Origin of the sequence: Shewanella sp. Scap07, assembly GCF_013394145.1 — a bacterium.
In the GTDB taxonomy this organism is placed as follows: domain Bacteria; phylum Pseudomonadota; class Gammaproteobacteria; order Enterobacterales; family Shewanellaceae; genus Shewanella; species Shewanella waksmanii.
The window spans coordinates 4,855,065-4,872,644 of sequence record NZ_CP041329.1 but is presented as its reverse complement, the minus strand read 5'-3'; the positions used below and the strand labels follow the sequence as shown (position 1 = coordinate 4,872,644).

At 45.0% G+C, this 17,580-nt stretch carries 16 protein-coding genes; 5 read left to right on the top strand and 11 right to left on the bottom strand.

Annotated features, from left to right (window positions below):
• The first annotated feature begins 21 nt into the window (after window positions 1–21).
• The 3 genes from fdhF to fdhD all read left to right on the top strand — a co-directional run bounded on the left by fdhF (window position 22) and on the right by fdhD (window position 5,552).
• Complete coding sequence (fdhF, locus tag FLM48_RS21490; RefSeq protein WP_179026077.1) at window positions 22–2,181, top strand: formate dehydrogenase subunit alpha; 2,160 nt, start codon at window positions 22–24, stop codon at window positions 2,179–2,181.
• 248 nt (window positions 2,182–2,429) lie between these two features.
• Complete coding sequence (locus FLM48_RS21485; RefSeq protein WP_179026076.1) at window positions 2,430–4,568, top strand: sigma 54-interacting transcriptional regulator; 2,139 nt, start codon at window positions 2,430–2,432, stop codon at window positions 4,566–4,568.
• Between the two features lie 81 nt (window positions 4,569–4,649).
• Window positions 4,650–5,552, top strand: coding sequence for a formate dehydrogenase accessory sulfurtransferase FdhD (gene fdhD / locus FLM48_RS21480; protein ID WP_218645314.1), 903 nt, complete (start codon window positions 4,650–4,652; stop codon window positions 5,550–5,552).
• Window positions 5,553–5,688: 136 nt separating this feature from the next.
• Here the strand turns inward: fdhD and hypA are convergent, their stop codons facing one another.
• The 8 genes from hypA to rimK (FLM48_RS21440) all read right to left on the bottom strand — a co-directional run bounded on the left by hypA (window position 5,689) and on the right by rimK (FLM48_RS21440) (window position 12,054).
• A complete protein-coding gene (gene hypA / locus FLM48_RS21475) occupies window positions 5,689–6,051 on the bottom strand; it encodes a hydrogenase maturation nickel metallochaperone HypA (RefSeq protein ID WP_179026075.1) in 363 nt (120 codons plus the stop codon).
• A 2-nt stretch (window positions 6,052–6,053) separates the two neighbouring features.
• Complete coding sequence (hypE, locus tag FLM48_RS21470) at window positions 6,054–7,067, bottom strand: hydrogenase expression/formation protein HypE (RefSeq protein WP_179026074.1); 1,014 nt, start codon at window positions 7,065–7,067, stop codon at window positions 6,054–6,056.
• Window positions 7,060–8,232: a hydrogenase formation protein HypD gene (gene hypD / locus FLM48_RS21465; RefSeq protein WP_179026073.1), complete on the bottom strand. Its 1,173-nt coding sequence runs from the start codon at window positions 8,230–8,232 to the stop codon at window positions 7,060–7,062. The genes hypE and hypD overlap by 8 nt, the downstream gene beginning before the upstream one ends.
• A 3-nt stretch (window positions 8,233–8,235) precedes the next feature.
• Window positions 8,236–8,475 (bottom strand): HypC/HybG/HupF family hydrogenase formation chaperone, encoded by a 240-nt coding sequence (locus FLM48_RS21460; RefSeq protein WP_179026072.1) that lies wholly within the window; start codon window positions 8,473–8,475, stop codon window positions 8,236–8,238.
• A gap of 10 nt (window positions 8,476–8,485) precedes the next feature.
• A complete protein-coding gene (hypB, locus tag FLM48_RS21455; protein ID WP_179026071.1) occupies window positions 8,486–9,241 on the bottom strand; it encodes a hydrogenase nickel incorporation protein HypB in 756 nt (251 codons plus the stop codon).
• Window positions 9,242–9,635: 394 nt separating this feature from the next.
• A complete protein-coding gene (locus tag FLM48_RS21450) occupies window positions 9,636–10,076 on the bottom strand; it encodes a RimK/LysX family protein (protein WP_179026070.1) in 441 nt (146 codons plus the stop codon).
• 44 nt (window positions 10,077–10,120) lie between these two features.
• On the bottom strand, window positions 10,121–11,149 hold the full coding sequence (locus tag FLM48_RS21445) for a succinylglutamate desuccinylase/aspartoacylase family protein (protein ID WP_179026067.1): 1,029 nt from the start codon (window positions 11,147–11,149) through the stop codon (window positions 10,121–10,123).
• Window positions 11,149–12,054, bottom strand: coding sequence for a 30S ribosomal protein S6--L-glutamate ligase (gene rimK, locus FLM48_RS21440; protein ID WP_179026457.1), 906 nt, complete (start codon window positions 12,052–12,054; stop codon window positions 11,149–11,151). Before rimK (FLM48_RS21440) ends, FLM48_RS21445 begins: the two co-directional genes overlap by 1 nt.
• A gap of 355 nt (window positions 12,055–12,409) precedes the next feature.
• Between rimK (FLM48_RS21440) and secD the strand changes: the two genes are divergently transcribed.
• Entirely contained in the window at window positions 12,410–14,197 is a 1,788-nt protein-coding gene (gene secD, locus FLM48_RS21435) for a protein translocase subunit SecD (protein ID WP_179026456.1), read from the top strand.
• A 2-nt stretch (window positions 14,198–14,199) separates the two neighbouring features.
• Window positions 14,200–15,099 (top strand): protein translocase subunit SecF, encoded by a 900-nt coding sequence (gene secF / locus FLM48_RS21430; RefSeq protein WP_218645357.1) that lies wholly within the window; start codon window positions 14,200–14,202, stop codon window positions 15,097–15,099.
• A gap of 61 nt (window positions 15,100–15,160) precedes the next feature.
• Here the strand turns inward: secF and FLM48_RS21425 are convergent, their stop codons facing one another.
• Genes FLM48_RS21425 through rimK (FLM48_RS21415) form a run of 3 tightly spaced genes read right to left on the bottom strand, consistent with a single transcriptional unit; the run spans window position 15,161 to window position 17,579 of the window.
• Window positions 15,161–15,601, bottom strand: a complete 441-nt coding sequence (locus FLM48_RS21425) for a RimK/LysX family protein (RefSeq protein ID WP_179026068.1) — start codon at window positions 15,599–15,601, stop codon at window positions 15,161–15,163.
• 44 nt (window positions 15,602–15,645) lie between these two features.
• Window positions 15,646–16,674, bottom strand: a complete 1,029-nt coding sequence (locus FLM48_RS21420) for a succinylglutamate desuccinylase/aspartoacylase family protein (protein ID WP_179026067.1) — start codon at window positions 16,672–16,674, stop codon at window positions 15,646–15,648.
• Window positions 16,674–17,579: a 30S ribosomal protein S6--L-glutamate ligase gene (rimK, locus tag FLM48_RS21415; protein ID WP_179026066.1), complete on the bottom strand. Its 906-nt coding sequence runs from the start codon at window positions 17,577–17,579 to the stop codon at window positions 16,674–16,676. The genes FLM48_RS21420 and rimK (FLM48_RS21415) overlap by 1 nt, the downstream gene beginning before the upstream one ends.
• Window position 17,580 lies beyond the last annotated feature (1 nt).

The window sequence follows — 17,580 nt, the reverse complement described above, 5'->3', positions numbered from 1 at the left end:
TTGAGATAACGGAGTGTAGATATGAAAAAAACTCTAACGGTATGCCCCTATTGTGGTACCGGATGTAAACTAAACCTCATTACTGAAAATGGTAAAGTGGTGGGGGCTGAGCCCGCTGATGGGCGCACCAATCAGGGAGAGCTCTGTCTTAAGGGTTACTACGGCTGGGATTTTTTAAATGATACTAATTTACTTACACCACGCTTAAGAAGTCCAATGATTCGTCGTACGAAAGATGCGAATCTGGAACCAGTCTCTTGGGCAGAAGCGATTAAGTTTGCTGGTGATAAATTAACTAAAATTAAGAAGCAGTATGGCCCAGATTCGATTATGACGACGGGTTCGGCTCGTGGGCCGGGTAATGAAGCTAACTATGTCATGCAGAAGTTTGCTCGTGCTGTGATTGGTACTAACAATGTTGACCACTGTGCTAGGGTGTGACACGCCCCTTCAGTTGCCGGTCTGGTAACAACAGTTGGAAACGGTGCAATGAGTAATGCCATCACCGAGATTGAAAAAGCTAAATGTCTATTAGTGTTTGGGTACAATGCTGCCGACTCACACCCCATCGTTGCTAAGCATATTCTTAAAGCCAAGGCTAACGGCGCTAAGATCATTGTGTGTGATCCACGTAAAATCGAAACGGCCCGTATTGCTGATCAATGGATTCAGTTAAAAAATGGCTCCAATATGGCAATTATCAATGCTTTTGCCAATGTGATCATTGAAGAGGGCTTATATAAGCCTGATTTTGTCGCAGAAAATACCGATAATTTTGAGCAATATTGTGAAACTCTGAAGAAATATACCCCTGAATATGTTGAGTCTATAACAGGCGTTACAGCGGCTGAAATACGCAAAGCAATTAGAACCTATGCAGAAGCATCTGAAGCCATGATTTTATGGGGAATGGGTGTTACTCAATTCGGTCAAGCAGTTGATGTAGTCAAAGGCATCGCTTCTATTGCAGCAATTACTGGTAACTTTGGGCGCCCTGGCGTGGGTTGCGGTCCAGTGCGTGGTCAAAATAATGTTCAGGGTACGTGTGACATGGGCATGTTGCCTAATGTTTACCCAGGGTATCAGAATGTCATTGATGATAAAGCGCGAGAAAAATTTGAGCAAGCGTGGGGAGTACCATTGTCCCCTAATCCGGGTTACACGCTGACTACTCTAGGCCATAGAGTCAAAGATGGCAGTTGTCGTGCTTATTATATATTCGGTGAAGATCCAGCTCAAACAGAAGCGGATTTAGCTCACTTACGAGAAACTATTCGCGGTATGGAATTGGTCATCGTTCAAGATATTTTCATGACACAGACTGCTGAAATGGCTGATGTTATCTTTCCTTCAACGAGCTGGGGCGAACATGAATGTGTTTATTCAAGTGCAGACCGAGGCTTCCAGCGCAGCCATGCTGCAGTAACCCCGCCTGAAGGTGTTAAGCATGATTGGGAAATATTCTGTCTATTAGCAACCGAGATGGGATATCCGATGCAGTACAACAATACTGAAGAAATATGGGATGAGCTGCGCAGCGTAGCACCGCTATTTGCCGGTGCGACCTATCAAAAAATGGAAGGCTTAAAGTCCGTGCAGTGGCCGTGTCCATCGGAAGAGCATCCCGGTACTTCTTACCTATTCGAGGGGGGTAAATTTACCACGCCAAATGGTAAAGCACAGCTATTTGCGACTGATTGGCGGCCGCCGCTTGAGCAACCAGACCATGAATATCCATTGGTGTTATCAACAGTACGTGAAGTGGGACATTATTCGTGTCGATCGATGACTGGTAATTGCAGCGCTTTGCAAACACTTGCAGATGAACCCGGATATGTACAGATTCATCCTGATGATGCTCGTGCGCTAGGTCTAAAGGATCAGCAGTTAGTATGGATATCCTCACGCCGAGGGAAAGTCATTACCCGAGTTGCGGTCAATGAGCGTGTGAATATCGGTGCTGTGTATATGACATATCAATGGTGGATTGGTGCTTGTAATGAGCTAACAATTGAGCATCTAGACCCTGTGTCATTCACTCCTGAATATAAATACTGCGCTGTGAAGATAGAGGGGATAGAGGATCAGCTTTGGGCGGAGAACTATGTGAAATCAGAGTATAGCGCGCTTAAATCTAAGCTTAAGAAAGCGGCTAGTGGAGTGCCTGAATCTACTAACTAGTTAATTGGTACACAATTGAAACTTAAGTTTTGATTATAAACCTGTGGAGCCTGATGCCACTCTGTGGCATCAGGGGTAATTAGCTAAAAGTGTATATGAATTACACTTTAAATTAGGTGATAAATGTGGGAGGTGGCTTAAATTTAACCTGAAAATCAAGATTGTTGGATCTCAATCACTGTTAAATTTTAGTGTCTAAATATAATCTATAAAGATAACTAAAATGATAAATTTAAAGAGGTTCACCAATGCTAAAGATGACACCTTTGATAGATGAAATCTCCACGAAATGGGAGCCGATATTTATTGATGTTGCCCAAGATATATTGCTGGCGACAGATGTAAGGCAGCTGGTATCAATTGTTAATAAATATCACTTTAGATTCGTCAATATAAGCGGTATTCATGTTGTGTTACGTTCTTTTAATGAAGAGAACTCTAATTATTATAGTGAATATAATTATGTTAATTGTGAGGTTTCCACGTACAAGAATTATCAATATTTAGATTTTGATGAACAGCCTGGCTTGGCTATCATGAGTTATGAACAGTTTGAATATCATCATCCTACATTAGTAAAAGAAGTTAAATATTTAAATTTTTCAAGCTACTGCAGAATGCCACTAAAAGTTAATGAACGAATTGTTGGTTGGGTTGAGTTTCAGAGTCGGCAAGTCGATGAGTTTAATAGCCTAACAGTAAGTAAATTAAGGCAGTTAGCCAATATTATAACTATTGGTATAGGAAATGTACTTAATAAAGAAAAGTCAAAAACAAAGGAAAAACAGCTAAGAGAAGAAAAGAAAAGCTGTGAAGTTTTGGTTGATATTACAAATGCAGTTCTACGTCAAGAAAGTCTAAAAGGGTTGGCAATAACTTTACAAGACCATATGAGGAAGCATTTTAATATTGAGCATTTGAGTCTGATGTCAATTGATCATGAGCAGAAAGAATTAATATGCCATGATGTTTACAAAATGAAGAAAGTTGAGTTTTTAGGTGACAATAGTGACCCCGGTGGGACCGAAATAAATGTCAGGCTTATAAAAATATTCGAAACGCCAGCAGAAATAGTTTTTAAAACTAAAAAGCCACTACTTATATGCAAGGAACAGTTACAAAGTTATCAGCTAAAATACAAGTTTTGCGAGCACATTATTTCTCATGATTTGCAATCAGCATGTGTAATACCACTGGTTTTTAGGGGAGAGATCTGGGGGGCGTTGAAGTTTTGTCACAGCGACAAAGACTATTTTAAGCAATGCGACCTTGATTTGCTTTTACAGGTCGGCGCAAGAGCGGCGATGGGACTAAATCACTTTCATCTTAATGCTGAATTTGCTCAAGCTGCTCAGTTGAACGAACCCGTAGCTGATGACATTGGTAATCAGAGTGAGTTCAGTGAGATTGTTTATCAGTCTCAAGCGATGGAGGAAGTACTGGCAAAGGTCAAAATGGTTGCGCCAAGTGATTGTACCGTTTTGATTTTGGGAGAAACAGGCACGGGTAAGGAGTTGATTGCTACAGCTGTGCACCAGTTGAGCGCACGTAAAGGTAAACCTATGGTGAAAATGAACTGTGCATCTGTGCCATCAGGATTATTTGAAAGTGATTTGTTTGGCCATGAAAAAGGAGCTTTTACTGGGGCACTCACTCAACGCATAGGCCGATTCGAAATGGCCAATAAGGGCACCTTCTTTTTGGATGAAGTCGGGGATATGCCGCTTGATTTGCAGCCCAAACTACTGCGGGTGCTGCAGGAGGGAGAGTTTGAGCGGGTTGGTAAGCATCAACTCATTCCCGTCGATGTTAGGCTCATAGCTGCGACCAATTGTGACCTACTTGAAATGGTAAAAAACAAAGAGTTTCGCTCCGATTTGTACTATCGATTGAATGTATTTCCAATTGTGCTTCCCCCGCTGCGGGAGCGCCGAGAGGATATCGGTTTGTTAGCTAAGCATTTTGTGCAAGAAGTTGCTGCGAAAATGGGTAAGAACATTACCTCTATTCCGTCAGAGACTTTGCGTTTGCTGGCATTGTTACCTTGGTATGGCAATATCCGCGAATTAAGAAATGTGATTGAAAGAGCTGTAATAACAACACAGGGAAAAACACTAGTTATCCCAACAAATGAGTTAAAGGCATTGTTGCCTAGTGGTCAAGAGCAAGTATTGAGAGCACAGTCTGTGTCAGAGACGGATAAATTGCACTGTGCTGAGCAAGATGAACAAGATTTAGAACGAGAACAAATTATCGCAATCTTAAAAGAGACCAACGGTATCGTTGCAGGCCCTAAGGGTGCAGCAGTGAAACTGGGATTGAAGCGCACAACTTTGCTATCTCGCATGCAGCGACTAGGGATCTCTTCAAGAAGTTACAGTAGTTAATTTAGCTACATAGCATAACTTGGCTTATAGATTGCGAAATAGTCTACCAAACACAAATTTTGTAATTTATGGGCCAACAATATGCAAATGAATGAAGTGATCGAGTGTTGTTCAAACAACAAGGTAAAAATGGTTAGCGCTAGGCAACGCAGTCATATTGCTGAAAATGGTAGCGATGTTGCTTTTAGTAGTAATGTTCATCAGTATCGCGACGCTCATTGTCAGCAAGCGGAAGATATGTTGGTGGTCGAAACTCCCGTAGCCTTAAGTTATAACGGCATTTCCCACGTTGTTTTAATGTGTACCAATAATGATCTTGAAGAACTTGCTGTGGGCTTTTCACTCACTGAAGGAATTATTGACAATTATCGTGATATTCATGATATCGAAGTCGTGCCCAGCTGCAATGGCATAGAGCTACGGATTGAACTGGCTAATCGGTGTTTACATAAACTTAAGCAATTGAAAAGAAACATGGTGGGTCGTACTGGTTGCGGAATATGCGGCACTGAGAGTTTAGACCGATTTTCCAAACCTATTATTCCGCTAGATTTTAACGTTAAATTGGATATTTCAAGTATTGATGGTGCACTGGCACAGTTACGTGAGCATCAAGCGTTAAATCAATTAACCGGCGCAACTCATGCCGCAGCTTACCTGTCAGCTAGCGGAAAGTTAGTGGCAATATATGAAGATGTTGGCCGCCACATCGCGTTAGATAAGTTGATTGGCTATATTTGCAAGCATGGCCTTAGCGGCGGTGCGATATTAGTGACGAGTCGGGCCAGTTATGAAATGGTGCAAAAGACTTTGCTTGCTGGTATTGAAGTTCTTTTGGCAATATCTGCGGCGACGGAAATGGCTGTTAAGTTAGCTGATGCAAATAATCTTACGTTAGCGGGTTTTTGTCGCCCAGGCAGGGCAAATGTATATAGTCATGTTCATCGTCTTGAGCAAGCTAAGGCAGATGTGCATCAGCCTTAGCTTGCTGTTGCAGAAGTGAAAGCTGTCCAAAGGGGTAAACCTTGTAGTGACCCCTGAACAGTTGACCTCTGAATAAATTGTTTGTGCTTTTTCTTTCACTAACATCACTGGCTAGACGATAAGCTGTAAGGTTCAATTAGCTCGTTTGAGTTATTCGTGGGCCAACTTCTAACTGCATTAAGTACATATCTTCACCGTCCAATACCCGGGTTTGGGTACTTTGACACTTAGGACAGCTGATATTGTATTGAGTAACCTCTTGGTGGTTATCACAGGCTTGACAGTGGATAACCAAAGGTTGAATGTGCATTTCCAATTCAGCATTTTTGCAGATCCCTTCTTCTTTAAAGGTATCAAATGCCGTTTTAAGCAACTCAGGCTCGACACCGCTAAGGACACCAACTTTTATTGAAACACGTTTAATACTATTGGCTTGATGCTGTATCGCATGCTGCTCACATTGTTCGATCAGGGCTAATACGATGGAGTACTCGTGCATAGTTAACAGATCCTTGGAAGCAGTTCACCTTGGGGAAGGTCGACATATCGGCAGCTTCCCCAGGGGGTTTCGAGTATGACTTTGCCATTATGATCTTGGGTGACTTTGCCAATAACAGCTGCATTTTTGCCAGGTTGATGTTGCTTAATCAAGGTTAAGGCTTGTTCTGCATACTCACTGGGAAGGGCAAAAATACAGGTTCCTTCATTTGCTAGATCAAATGGTTCAAATCCGTAAAGTTCACACAGACCTTTGACTTCATCAGTAACGGGTATTGCGTCCTCGTATATCTTGATACCGACTTCTGACGCATTTGCCCATTCGTTCAGCACCGCAGCAAGGCCGCCACGAGTTGCATCCCGCATGGAATGAAGAGGAATTTTTGCATTAATCAGTGACTCAACCAAAGGCCACAGTGTCGCGCAGTCGCTAGTCAGTTCAGATTCTAAAGTAAGCCCTTCCCTAGCCATCAACACTGTAGCCCCATGACGACCAATGTCACCAGAGACAATGATGACGTCGTCTGTTTGTAGGTTGCTAGTAGAAATACCTTGCTGCAAAATCTTACCAACACCCGAAGTATTGATGAAAATACCATCTGCGCAGCCTTTGGGAACCACTTTAGTATCACCACACACAATTGTAGCGCCACTGGCTGTAAGCTCTTTGGCCATGGACTCTACAATGGTAGTAAGGTCATCAATAGCAAATCCTTCTTCAATGATGAAACTGCAACTGAGATATTGTGGCTTGGCAGCCATCATTGCTAAATCGTTGACAGTACCAGCTACAGCCAATTTGCCAATATCTCCGCCAGAGAAGAATAAGGGTGAGACGGTAAAAGAGTCGGTGGTAAATGCTGTTAGCCCATTAAGTTCTATTGTGGCAGCGTCTTCTTCACTGCTCAGAATTGGGTTGTCGAATGCAGTAAAAAACAATTTGTGGATCAGGGCATTCATTTCTTTCCCACCCCCACCATGACTGAGCTGAACTTGCTTAGGTAATTTGTTATTCATCGTTATTAACCCTTAGTGAGTGTGGCATTGTGTTGCTGACTCCACCGTAACGGAAGTGTGCATTACAGGCGCCTTCTGAACTCACCATACAACTCCCCATAGGGGAATCGGGCGTGCAGCCTCGAGCAAAAACTTTACAGTCTTTTGGTTTACATAGCCCACGTAAAATATCGCCACATTGACAAGCTTTATGATCTTCAATGGGGTCGTGAGTGAGTAATTCAGCGAATTTGAGTTCAGCATCAAGGTGCTTAAGTTCGTCCCTTAACCGTAGAGCTGAATTAGGGATAGGTCCTAACCCTCGCCATCGGAATTCACTGCGTATACACAGATAACGGTCAACGAGTTGCTGCGCTTTGATGTTGCCTTTAGGCGTCACAGCGCGGTTGTATTGATTATCAAGCTTTGCAATGCCATTTGCTCGTTGTTTGGCGATTCGAAAAATGGACTCCATCACATCTACAGGTTCAAATCCGCTAACGACAACGGGTGTATTGTATTCATCGACGGCAAATTGGTAGAGTTCGCTGCCTTGAATGACACTGACATGGGCAGGACCAATGAATGCGTTAACCTTGACCTTACTGTCAGCCATGACTGCTTCCATTGCAGGCGGAACCAGTACATGGTTGATATGAAATAGTAGATTTTTTAACCCTAGCGCTTGAACTTGCTGAATGAGCACTGCTGTCATAGGTGTCGAAGTCTCAAAACCTATGGCGAAGAATACCACCTGTTTTTTGGGGTTATCTATCGCAATTTGCAGCGTATCGAGTGGGTCATAAATGGCGCGAACGTCGTGGCCGCTTGCTCTGCATTGCGCCAGTGAGCCTTTGGAACCAGGAACTCGAATCATATCACCAAGTGTGACTAAGATGACCTCAGGTTGAGAAGCAAGGGTAATGGCATGGTCAATACGCTCTTTAGGCATGATGCACACTGGGCAACCAGGTCCATGAATAAACTCAATGTTGGGGGGTAATAATTGGTCGATGCCATACTTCATTATGGTGTGTGTATGTCCGCCGCAGACCTCCATGACATAAATGTTTTCATCTGGAGAGCGTCGACGTACAAGTTCTGCTTGGCCCGCTATTTTCTTCGCTATGGTCGCTATGGTTTTTGGGTCTCTAAAACCTTGATATAATTGCTTTAGCTCCAGCATTTTTTACCCCTCAGGTTGCATTTTTTCCGCCATTTCTTCATAGAGAGCTAGCGTCTCAAGTGCCTCAGCTTTATTGATCTTGTTCATGACAAATCCAATATGTATCAGCACGTAGTCGTCAATTTCTATCGGATCATCAATGAGGTGGTAACTCACTTTACGTTTTACACCTAAGGTGTCGACGGTAATGCTGGTTTCTTCAGGGTGTAGCGCTACCACCTTAGAGGGAATAGATAAACACATGATTGACTCTCTATGATTGCGAAGCTGGATTGATGATAGTCTGCTGGTGGATATTGGTTAGCCACTTACTGACTGCGTGTAAAGATTCAGGTTGCTTAATTGACACTTCTAAAATAGTGGCAGTGGGGTTGAGCCGAGTGATATGGGATTTAGCGGCAGACATGTCAAAATCGAAATAGGGTAGTAGATCGCATTTTGTTATCAGCACTATGTCTGCACGGCGAAACATAACTGGGTATTTTTCAACTTTATCGTCGCCTTCAGGTATAGATAGTAGGACGATGTTTTTATGGGCTCCGAGGTCATAACTGGCGGGGCAGACAAGATTGCCAACATTTTCTACGAAGCAAATATCGGCGCTTTCGAGTTGGATATTATGTAATGCATCGTGCACCATAAATGCGTCTAAGTGGCAGGCCGAGCCAGTTTGTATTTGATACGCTTCAACTCCTTTGGCCTTTAAGCGGTCCGCGTCACGACTGGTCTCTAGATCACCTTCGATCACGGCGTAGTTTAAGTCACAATACTCCACAAGATGTTCTAACAGTGAGGTTTTTCCGCTCCCAGGGCTACTCATCAAGTTATAGGCACTAATGTTATGACTCTGAAAATGTGTGCGGTTGTGATTCGCTTGACTATCATTTTTGTCTAAGATCTTGTGAATGACAGACAATGTCTGTTGATCATTTAGCTGAGGGTTACTTTGGAGATTAGTCTGGTGATTTTTATCAGAACGGGTAAAACTGCATCCGCAATCTGTGCACATAATGTATCTATCCTGTCATCTAGTCCTCACTTGATTGTTATCTAACCAACATTTTAGTTGTTTGATCTAGGTCGACTTTCTTTCGTTACAATTCGGTGAATGGTAAAAGCTTGAAGTGCATCGGTTAATCGGTAATTATGCGATGGGAACGTGGTTTCGTTTTTACTAAAACAGCATTCTAAATCAGTAAGATATATGCATCTTAACCTTTTTTTAAAGGTGCATATCAGCTGCGACTTGAGGTGAGGCAATAACGTCGTTGGATAGACTAGTTTTTGAGGCTGATCTGTTTATTTTTACCTAGTGCAAAGTGGGCTAAATTGGCATGCTAATGCTGTCATTACATTGGACCGGTGCTATCCAAGCATTGTACTTGTGATAGCACCAATAATGATTAGCCGTTGTCGCCACTGACTAAATATGTTGCTGCTGGGTCAACATAAACTCGTTCACCCATGGCTTGTCTGCCAAGTAGCATTAAATAGCTCATATCTTTGCGATTGCTCAGCGTCACTTCAATTAACCACTTTTGTTCGCCTAATTGGATCGTGGTTTGAATCACGCAGCGTTGCTCAACCTCACCGTTTGATGACTTAATACGTCTAGAGTCATGCAACTGCGCTTGGCAACGCACCGTTTGTTCAAGGTTGTACACATCTGGGTGCAAATCAAACTCGACATAGGGCTTACCATTGACCTTTAGCTGGCGTAAGTTGTCGACATGCAGTGCCGAAGTTTTTGCGCCGGTATCTACTCTGACATGAAGGTCGTGAATCCCTAAGTCAGGTAGGTGACAGGTTTCTAAGTTACCAATGATCATTCTGTTGCTGGTCATTTCTCTATCTCACTGTGTATGCGGTAAATCATGCCATATGCCGCTTAAAGCATCGGCATGGCTGCACTCACGGGTTGTACTTGCTCTTGCATGGTTTCAATATGCTCGGCGACTTCATCGTCGGCATCACCAAAGTAGGCGATATGGAACATGGCATCGCCTTCTTGCACTAATGGTATGTTCTGTTTGCCAATAATAATGCCAGCGCGATGGGAAACCACCTCGGCAATCACTCGGCCTAACGGACTGTTTATCTGGGATAATACCGCCCCTTTTTCCACTTGTTGGCCCAGCTCGACAAAGTCGTGCACAAAACCGCTGGCACTGGCGCGGGTCCAGTCACTGCGATAAGCCACAAACGGCGCAATTTTCCGTTTACTGCTGCGCTTTCGAATCATGGTCAAAGTCGATAACACATTCAGTACGCCTTTAATGCCGGTTTGAATCGACAGTTCATCAAAGCGTAGCGCTTCTCCGGCTTCATAAAGCAAGATTCGTGCGCCATTATTGACCGCAGATTCGCGCAGTGAGCCATCGCGCAAGTTAGCGTTCAGCAGCACCGGCACGCCAAAAGCTTCGGCAAGTGCTAAGGTTTGCTCATCTTTCAAATTAGCGCGAATTTGCGGCAAGTTTGAGCGATGAATCGCACCGGTATGTAAATCAATGCCATAGTCACAGTGTTTAACGATTTCATTTAAGAAAATATGCGCTAAACGTCCAGCTGGTGTGCCTTTGGCGCTGCCTGGAAAGCAGCGGTTCAAATCGCGTCTATCGGGCATATATCGGCTTTGGTTGAGCACACCATACACATTCACCATAGGCACAATAATCAAGCTGCCACGGCTGAGCTTGAGATTTTGCGCAATTAAGCGGCGGGTGATCTCAATACCATTGAGCTCATCTCCGTGTACAGCCGCGCTAACAAACACCGTTGGACCGGGCTTTTTAGCCCGGATCACATGCACCGGCAGCGACATTTGGGTGTCGGTATACAGCCTTGAAACCGGCAATTGCAGTTGCAACTGTTGTCCCGGGGCAATATTCACCCCGCCGATGGTCAAAATGTTTGGCATTAGCCTTTGCCTCGTGTTTTATTGGCATTGGGCTTGGCATGTTTTTCAATGAACTGAAACACCAAGTCAGCCACATCTTTATTGGTGGCCATTTCAATGCCTTCAAGACCCGGTGAGGAGTTCACCTCCATCACCACAGGACCATTGTTAGACTGCAAAATGTCCACGCCACATAAATTTAGCCCCATCGCTTTTGCAGCATTGACTGCCGTTGCGCGTTCTTCTTTGGTTAAGCGCACTAACTGAGCACTGCCACCACGGTGAAGGTTAGAACGGAACTCGCCTTCAGCCGCTTGGCGTTTCATCGCCGCGACGACTTTATCGCCTACCACCAAGCAGCGAATATCAGCGCCGCCGGCTTCTTCAATAAACTCTTGCACCAAAATATTAGCTTTTAAACCCATAAACGCTTCAATCACGCTTTCTGCCGCTTTATTGGTTTCAGCCAGTACCACGCCAATACCTTGGGTACCTTCAAGTAGCTTAATGACTAACGGCGCGCCGCCGACGTTTTTAATCAAATCTTGAATCTTATCTGGCCGGCTGGCAAACCCTGTTCTAGGCAAGCCAATACCTTTACGAGACAGTAACTGCAAAGAGCGCAGCTTGTCGCGTGAGCGGCTGATTGCGACAGATTCGTTGACACAAAAGGTCCCCATCATCTCAAACTGACGCACAACAGCGGTGCCGTAAAAGGTGATAGATGATCCAATACGTGGAATCACCGCATCATATTGCGGCAATACTTCACCCATGTAACGCACTGTTGGGTTGCTGCTAGTGATGTCCATATAACAATGCAAGGTATCAATAATATCTACTTGGTGCCCACGGGCTTCGCCCGCTTCTTTTAGGCGGCGAGTAGAGTAGAGAGTTTCACTTCTAGAAAGAATCGCTATGCGCATTTGGTTAACCTTAATCATTGTTAATGTTGTCGCCACAGTGATGAGTTTGGCGATTGATGCCACTGCCTGTAATAGGCCCCTTGTCATTTAATTTACTCGTTTCAAGTAATTAAAATGATTTTTAATCAATGTTTTACGTGAATCGCTTTGGTTTGTTAAATACTTAAAAAATACCTGTTTGCTATTAATTATTCGGCGCCTATTATCAATTTTGATTTTTAAAAGGCCATAGCAAAAATGAATTTCAGCAATTCATAGGGTGACTGGCTGAAATCACTTAATATTGCCTTTTGTAGGCACTTTCCTGTGGCTTATTGCGATAAACAAAAGGGGTTTCATCTTGAAATCAGCCAGAATGCAGCCAGTAAGGCCAGTTAATTACTCATCAAAATGGAAGCAAGTGGTATTGCTGGTAACTGTGCTGTTACTTTTTTTCAGTGCATTGCCATCGGTGTTTGGTGAACGTGAAGCCGTGCATGTCTCTCATCGTCTTCCTGTTGCTGCCGATGTCTCTGCAATGGCAAAGCATCTCAATCAGCACGGATTGGTTGTGCATCAAATTGAGCAGCGAGATGAGCGCTACATTGTGTCATTAGAAGGTTCGGGCCAGCAGGAGTTGGCGCGGAATGCTCTGCATAAATTTTTTGCTGATGATGAGGTCACTATCGCCTTAGCAATGGAGCCTGCAGCACCGAATTGGCTCACCGACAGGGGCTTAAAACCTATTAAACTGGGCCTAGATTTACGTGGCGGTGTGCAGTTCTTACTTGATGTCGATTTGGCACCGGTCTATGAGGCCCATGCTCAATCGGTGCTTGATGAAGTACGTCGAGAGTTTCGCGGAGTGCGCGGGCGTATTATCGATGGCGACTTACAGTTTAATTTACGTGAAACACAAGATGCTACCCAAATAAAACGCCAATTAGACAGCCAGTTTCCGCATTGGTCTACCAGCTTTGCTGACCAACAGATCCGCATGGTGTTCTCTGATGATGAAAAGCGCAACATTCGTCGCTTAACAGTGCAGCAGAATTTGCAAACTATGCGTAGCCGAATTGAAGAGCTCGGTATCACAGAAGCCGTAGTGCAACGACAAGGTGAAAACCGCATTCGTATCGAACTGCCCGGCATTCAGGATCCCGCAGCGGCTAAAGATGTGATTGGCGCGACGGCCTCGTTAGCATTTCATGCGCTGTATTCACAGCAATCAAATCGCGCATTGATGGTAGAAGATAACACTGGTAACGAAATGCCGCTGATAAAAAGGCCTATTTTAGATGGAAAACACATCATTGATGCCAGAGCTGGGGTGGGCGAGTTAGGCACCGCTGAAGTGAATATTTCGCTAGATTTTGCTGGTGGACGAGTGATGTCCCGATTTTCTGGCGACAACATCGGACAACCGATGGCGACGGTGTTTAGCGAATACAGTCGAGACAAGTCTGGGGCGAGTCAACAGCAGCATACCGTGATTAGTGTTGCGACCATTCAATCGCAATTAGGCAACCGCTTTCGCATAACGGGTGTCGGTTCAATGCAGCAGGCGCAAGAGCTGGCACTGTTATTACGTGCGGGCTCATTGACTGCCCCAGTGACGATTATTGAAGAACGCACTATTGGCCCAACATTAGGGGCGGAAAATGTCAAAAGTGGGTTTGCCGCATTAGCCTTAGGTTTGAGCTTTACTCTGGTCTTTATTGCCTTTTGGTATCGTCGTTTAGGTTGGGTGGCGAATGCGGCACTACTTACAAATTTAGTCTGTTTGTTTGGGCTGATTGCTTTGATCCCAGGGGCTGTGCTGACGTTGCCAGGGATTGCAGGTTTAGTACTTACTGTCGGTATGGCGGTAGATGCCAACGTCCTTATTTTTGAGCGAATAAAAGACAAAATGCGCGAAGGTAGAAACTTATCTTTGGCGATTGAGCGCGGCTTTAACAGTGCTGCATCCTCAATTTTCGATGCTAACTTGACCACGATGATCGTTGCTATCGCACTCTACTCCATTGGTAATGGTCCGATCCAGGGCTTTGCCTTGACGTTAGGTTTAGGGTTGTTGACCAGTATGTTTACTGGAGTGTTTGCTTCCCGAATAATGATTAATCTCTTTTGGGGTAAAGATACCCGTAAAGATGTGAGGATTTAATGATGAAGTTAGATCGTATGACCTCAATTCGTTCAGCGATGACCACTGTATCGTTAATTTTATGCTTGCTCTCAGTGGTATTTATCAGCACTAAAGGCTTTAACTGGGGCTTAGACTTTACTGGTGGCGTGGTGGCTGAAGTGGAGCTGGAGCAGCAGTTATCTGCCGAGAGTATAAAAGCGTATTTGGACCATCAACTACAGCAAGATGTACAAGTGATTGCGACCCAAGATGGTCGTTGGTTGTTGAGATTTGGTGTTGATGCTGCGAATGACAGTCCATCTTTGCAGCAATCGATAGCAACGTTTAGTCCGCAATACAGCATTATCAGTAGCAGCTTTATTGGGCCACAGGTAGGCCAAGACATGGTCGAGCAGGGTGGGCTGGCGGTGCTGGCTTGTTTTGTATTGATCTTGGTGTATTTGAGTATGCGTTTTGATTGGCGCTTAGCGTTAGGATCCATTGGGGCATTGGTGCATGACGTGCTATTGGTTTTGGGGTTATTTGCTTGTTTGCAGCTGGAGTTTAACCTGACAATTTTAGCCGCAGTACTTGCCATTATGGGGTATTCATTGAATGATTCGATTATCATCTCAGATAGAATTCGCGAGGTATTCCGGGGCAAGCCAGATGGCGAGGTGAATCCGTTATTGGATCAATCTGTCCGGTCAACGTTTTCAAGAACTATTGTGACCTCGGGTACCACGCTCGTGACCGTGTCAGCATTATGGTTACTAGGCGGCCCAGTGCTTGAGGGCTTTGCCATAGCCTTGTGTGTGGGCATTGCCAGTGGGACTTGGTCGTCAATCTCAATTGGGACGACATTGCCTACCTTATTGGGTTTGCAACCGCAGCATTATCAAGTTAAACCAATTGACGATGCTTTGAGTAATGCACCGTAGAGGTGTAACGGCCAGTGAGATCACCAGAAGTGAGATATCTGGGGTTATCTCACTGGCTTGTTTATTCGCTATAGCTGCTTACCAAGTAGGTGGCTGAGGGATCGACATAAACTCGTTCACCCATGGCTTGTCTGCCAAGTAGCATTAAATAGCTCATATCTTTGCGATTGCTCAGCGTTATTTCAATTAACCACTTTTGCTCGCCCAGCTGAATCGTGGTTTGAATCACGCAGCGTTGCTCAACCTCACCGTTTGATGACTTAATACGCCTAGAGTCATGCAACTGCGCTTGGCAACGCACCGTTTGTTCAAGGTTGTACACATCTGGGTGCAAATCAAACTCGACATAGGGCTTACCATTGACCTTTAGCTGGCGTAAGTTGTCGACATGCAGCGCCGAAGTTTTTGCGCCGGTATCGACTCTGACATGAAGGTCGTGAATCCCTAAGTCAGGTAGGTGACAGGTTTCTAAGTTACCAATGATCATTCTGTTGCTGGTCATTTCTCTATCTCACTGTGTATGCGGTAAATCATGCCGTGTGCCGCTTAAAGCATCGGCATGGCTGCACTCACGGGTTGTACTTGCTCTTGCATAGTTTCAATATGCTCGGCGACTTCATCGTCGGCATCACCAAAGTAGGCGATATGGAACATGGCATCGCCTTCTTGCACTAATGGTATGTTCTGTTTGCCAATAATAATGCCAGCGCGATGGGAAACCACCTCGGCAATCACTCGGCCTAACGGACTGTTTATCTGGGATAATACCGCCCCTTTTTCCACTTGTTGGCCCAGCTCGACAAAGTCGTGCACAAAACCGCTGGCACTGGCGCGGGTCCAGTCACTGCGATAAGCCACAAACGGCGCAATTTTCCGTTTACTGCTGCGCTTTCGAATCATGGTCAAAGTCGATAACACATTCAGTACGCCTTTAATGCCGGTTTGAATCGACAGTTCATCAAAGCGTAGCGCTTCTCCGGCTTCATAAAGCAAGATTCGTGCGCCATTATTGACCGCAGATTCGCGCAGTGAGCCATCGCGCAAGTTAGCGTTCAGCAGCACCGGCACGCCAAAAGCTTCGGCAAGTGCTAAGGTTTGCTCATCTTTCAAATTAGCGCGAATTTGCGGCAAGTTTGAGCGATGAATCGCACCGGTATGTAAATCAATGCCATAGTCACAGTGTTTAACGATTTCATTTAAGAAAATATGCGCTAAACGTCCAGCTGGTGTGCCTTTGGCGCTGCCTGGAAAACAGCGGTTCAAATCGCGTCTATCGGGCATATATCGGCTTTGGTTGAGCACCCCATACACATTCACCATAGGCACAATAATCAAGCTGCCACGGCTGAGCTTGAGATTTTGCGCAATTAAGCGGCGGGTGATCTCAATACCATTGAGCTCATCTCCGTGTACAGCCGCGCTAACAAACACCGTTGGACCGGGCTTTTTAGCCCGGATCACATGCACCGGCAGCGACATTTGGGTGTCGGTATATAGCCTTGAAACCGGCAATTGCAGTTGCAACTGTTGCCCGGGGGCAATATTCACCCCGCCGATGGTCAAAATGTTTGGCATTAGCCTTTGCCTCGTGTTTTATTGGCATTGGGCTTGGCATGCTTTTCAATGAACTGAAACACCAAGTCAGCCACATCTTTATTGGTGGCCATTTCAATGCCTTCAAGACCCGGTGAGGAGTTCACCTCCATCACCACTGGACCATTGTTAGACTGCAAAATGTCCACGCCACATAAATTTAGCCCCATCGCTTTTGCAGCATTGACCGCCGTTGCGCGCTCTTCTTTGGTTAAGCGCACTAACTGAGCACTGCCACCACGGTGAAGGTTAGAACGGAACTCGCCTTCAGCCGCTTGGCGTTTCATCGCCGCGACGACTTTATCGCCTACCACCAAACAGCGAATATCAGCGCCGCCGGCTTCTTCAATAAACTCTTGCACCAAAATATTAGCTTTTAAACCCATAAACGCTTCAATCACGCTTTCTGCCGCTTTATTGGTTTCAGCCAGTACCACGCCAATACCTTGGGTACCTTCAAGTAGCTTGATGACTAACGGCGCGCCGCCGACGTTTTTAATCAAATCTTGAATCTTATCTGGCCGGCTGGCAAACCCTGTTCTAGGCAAGCCAATACCTTTACGAGACAGTAACTGCAAAGAGCGCAGCTTGTCGCGTGAGCGGCTGATTGCGACAGATTCGTTGACACAAAAGGTCCCCATCATCTCAAACTGACGCACAACAGCGGTGCCGTAAAAGGTGATAGATGATCCAATACGTGGAATCACCGCATCATATTGCGGCAATACTTCACCCATGTAACGCACTGTTGGGTTGCTGCTAGTGATGTCCATATAACAATGCAAGGTATCAATTATATCTACTTGGTGCCCACGGGCTTCGCCAGCTTCTTTTAAGCGGCGAGTAGAGTAGAGGTTTGCGTCTCTTGATAGGATTGCTATACGCATT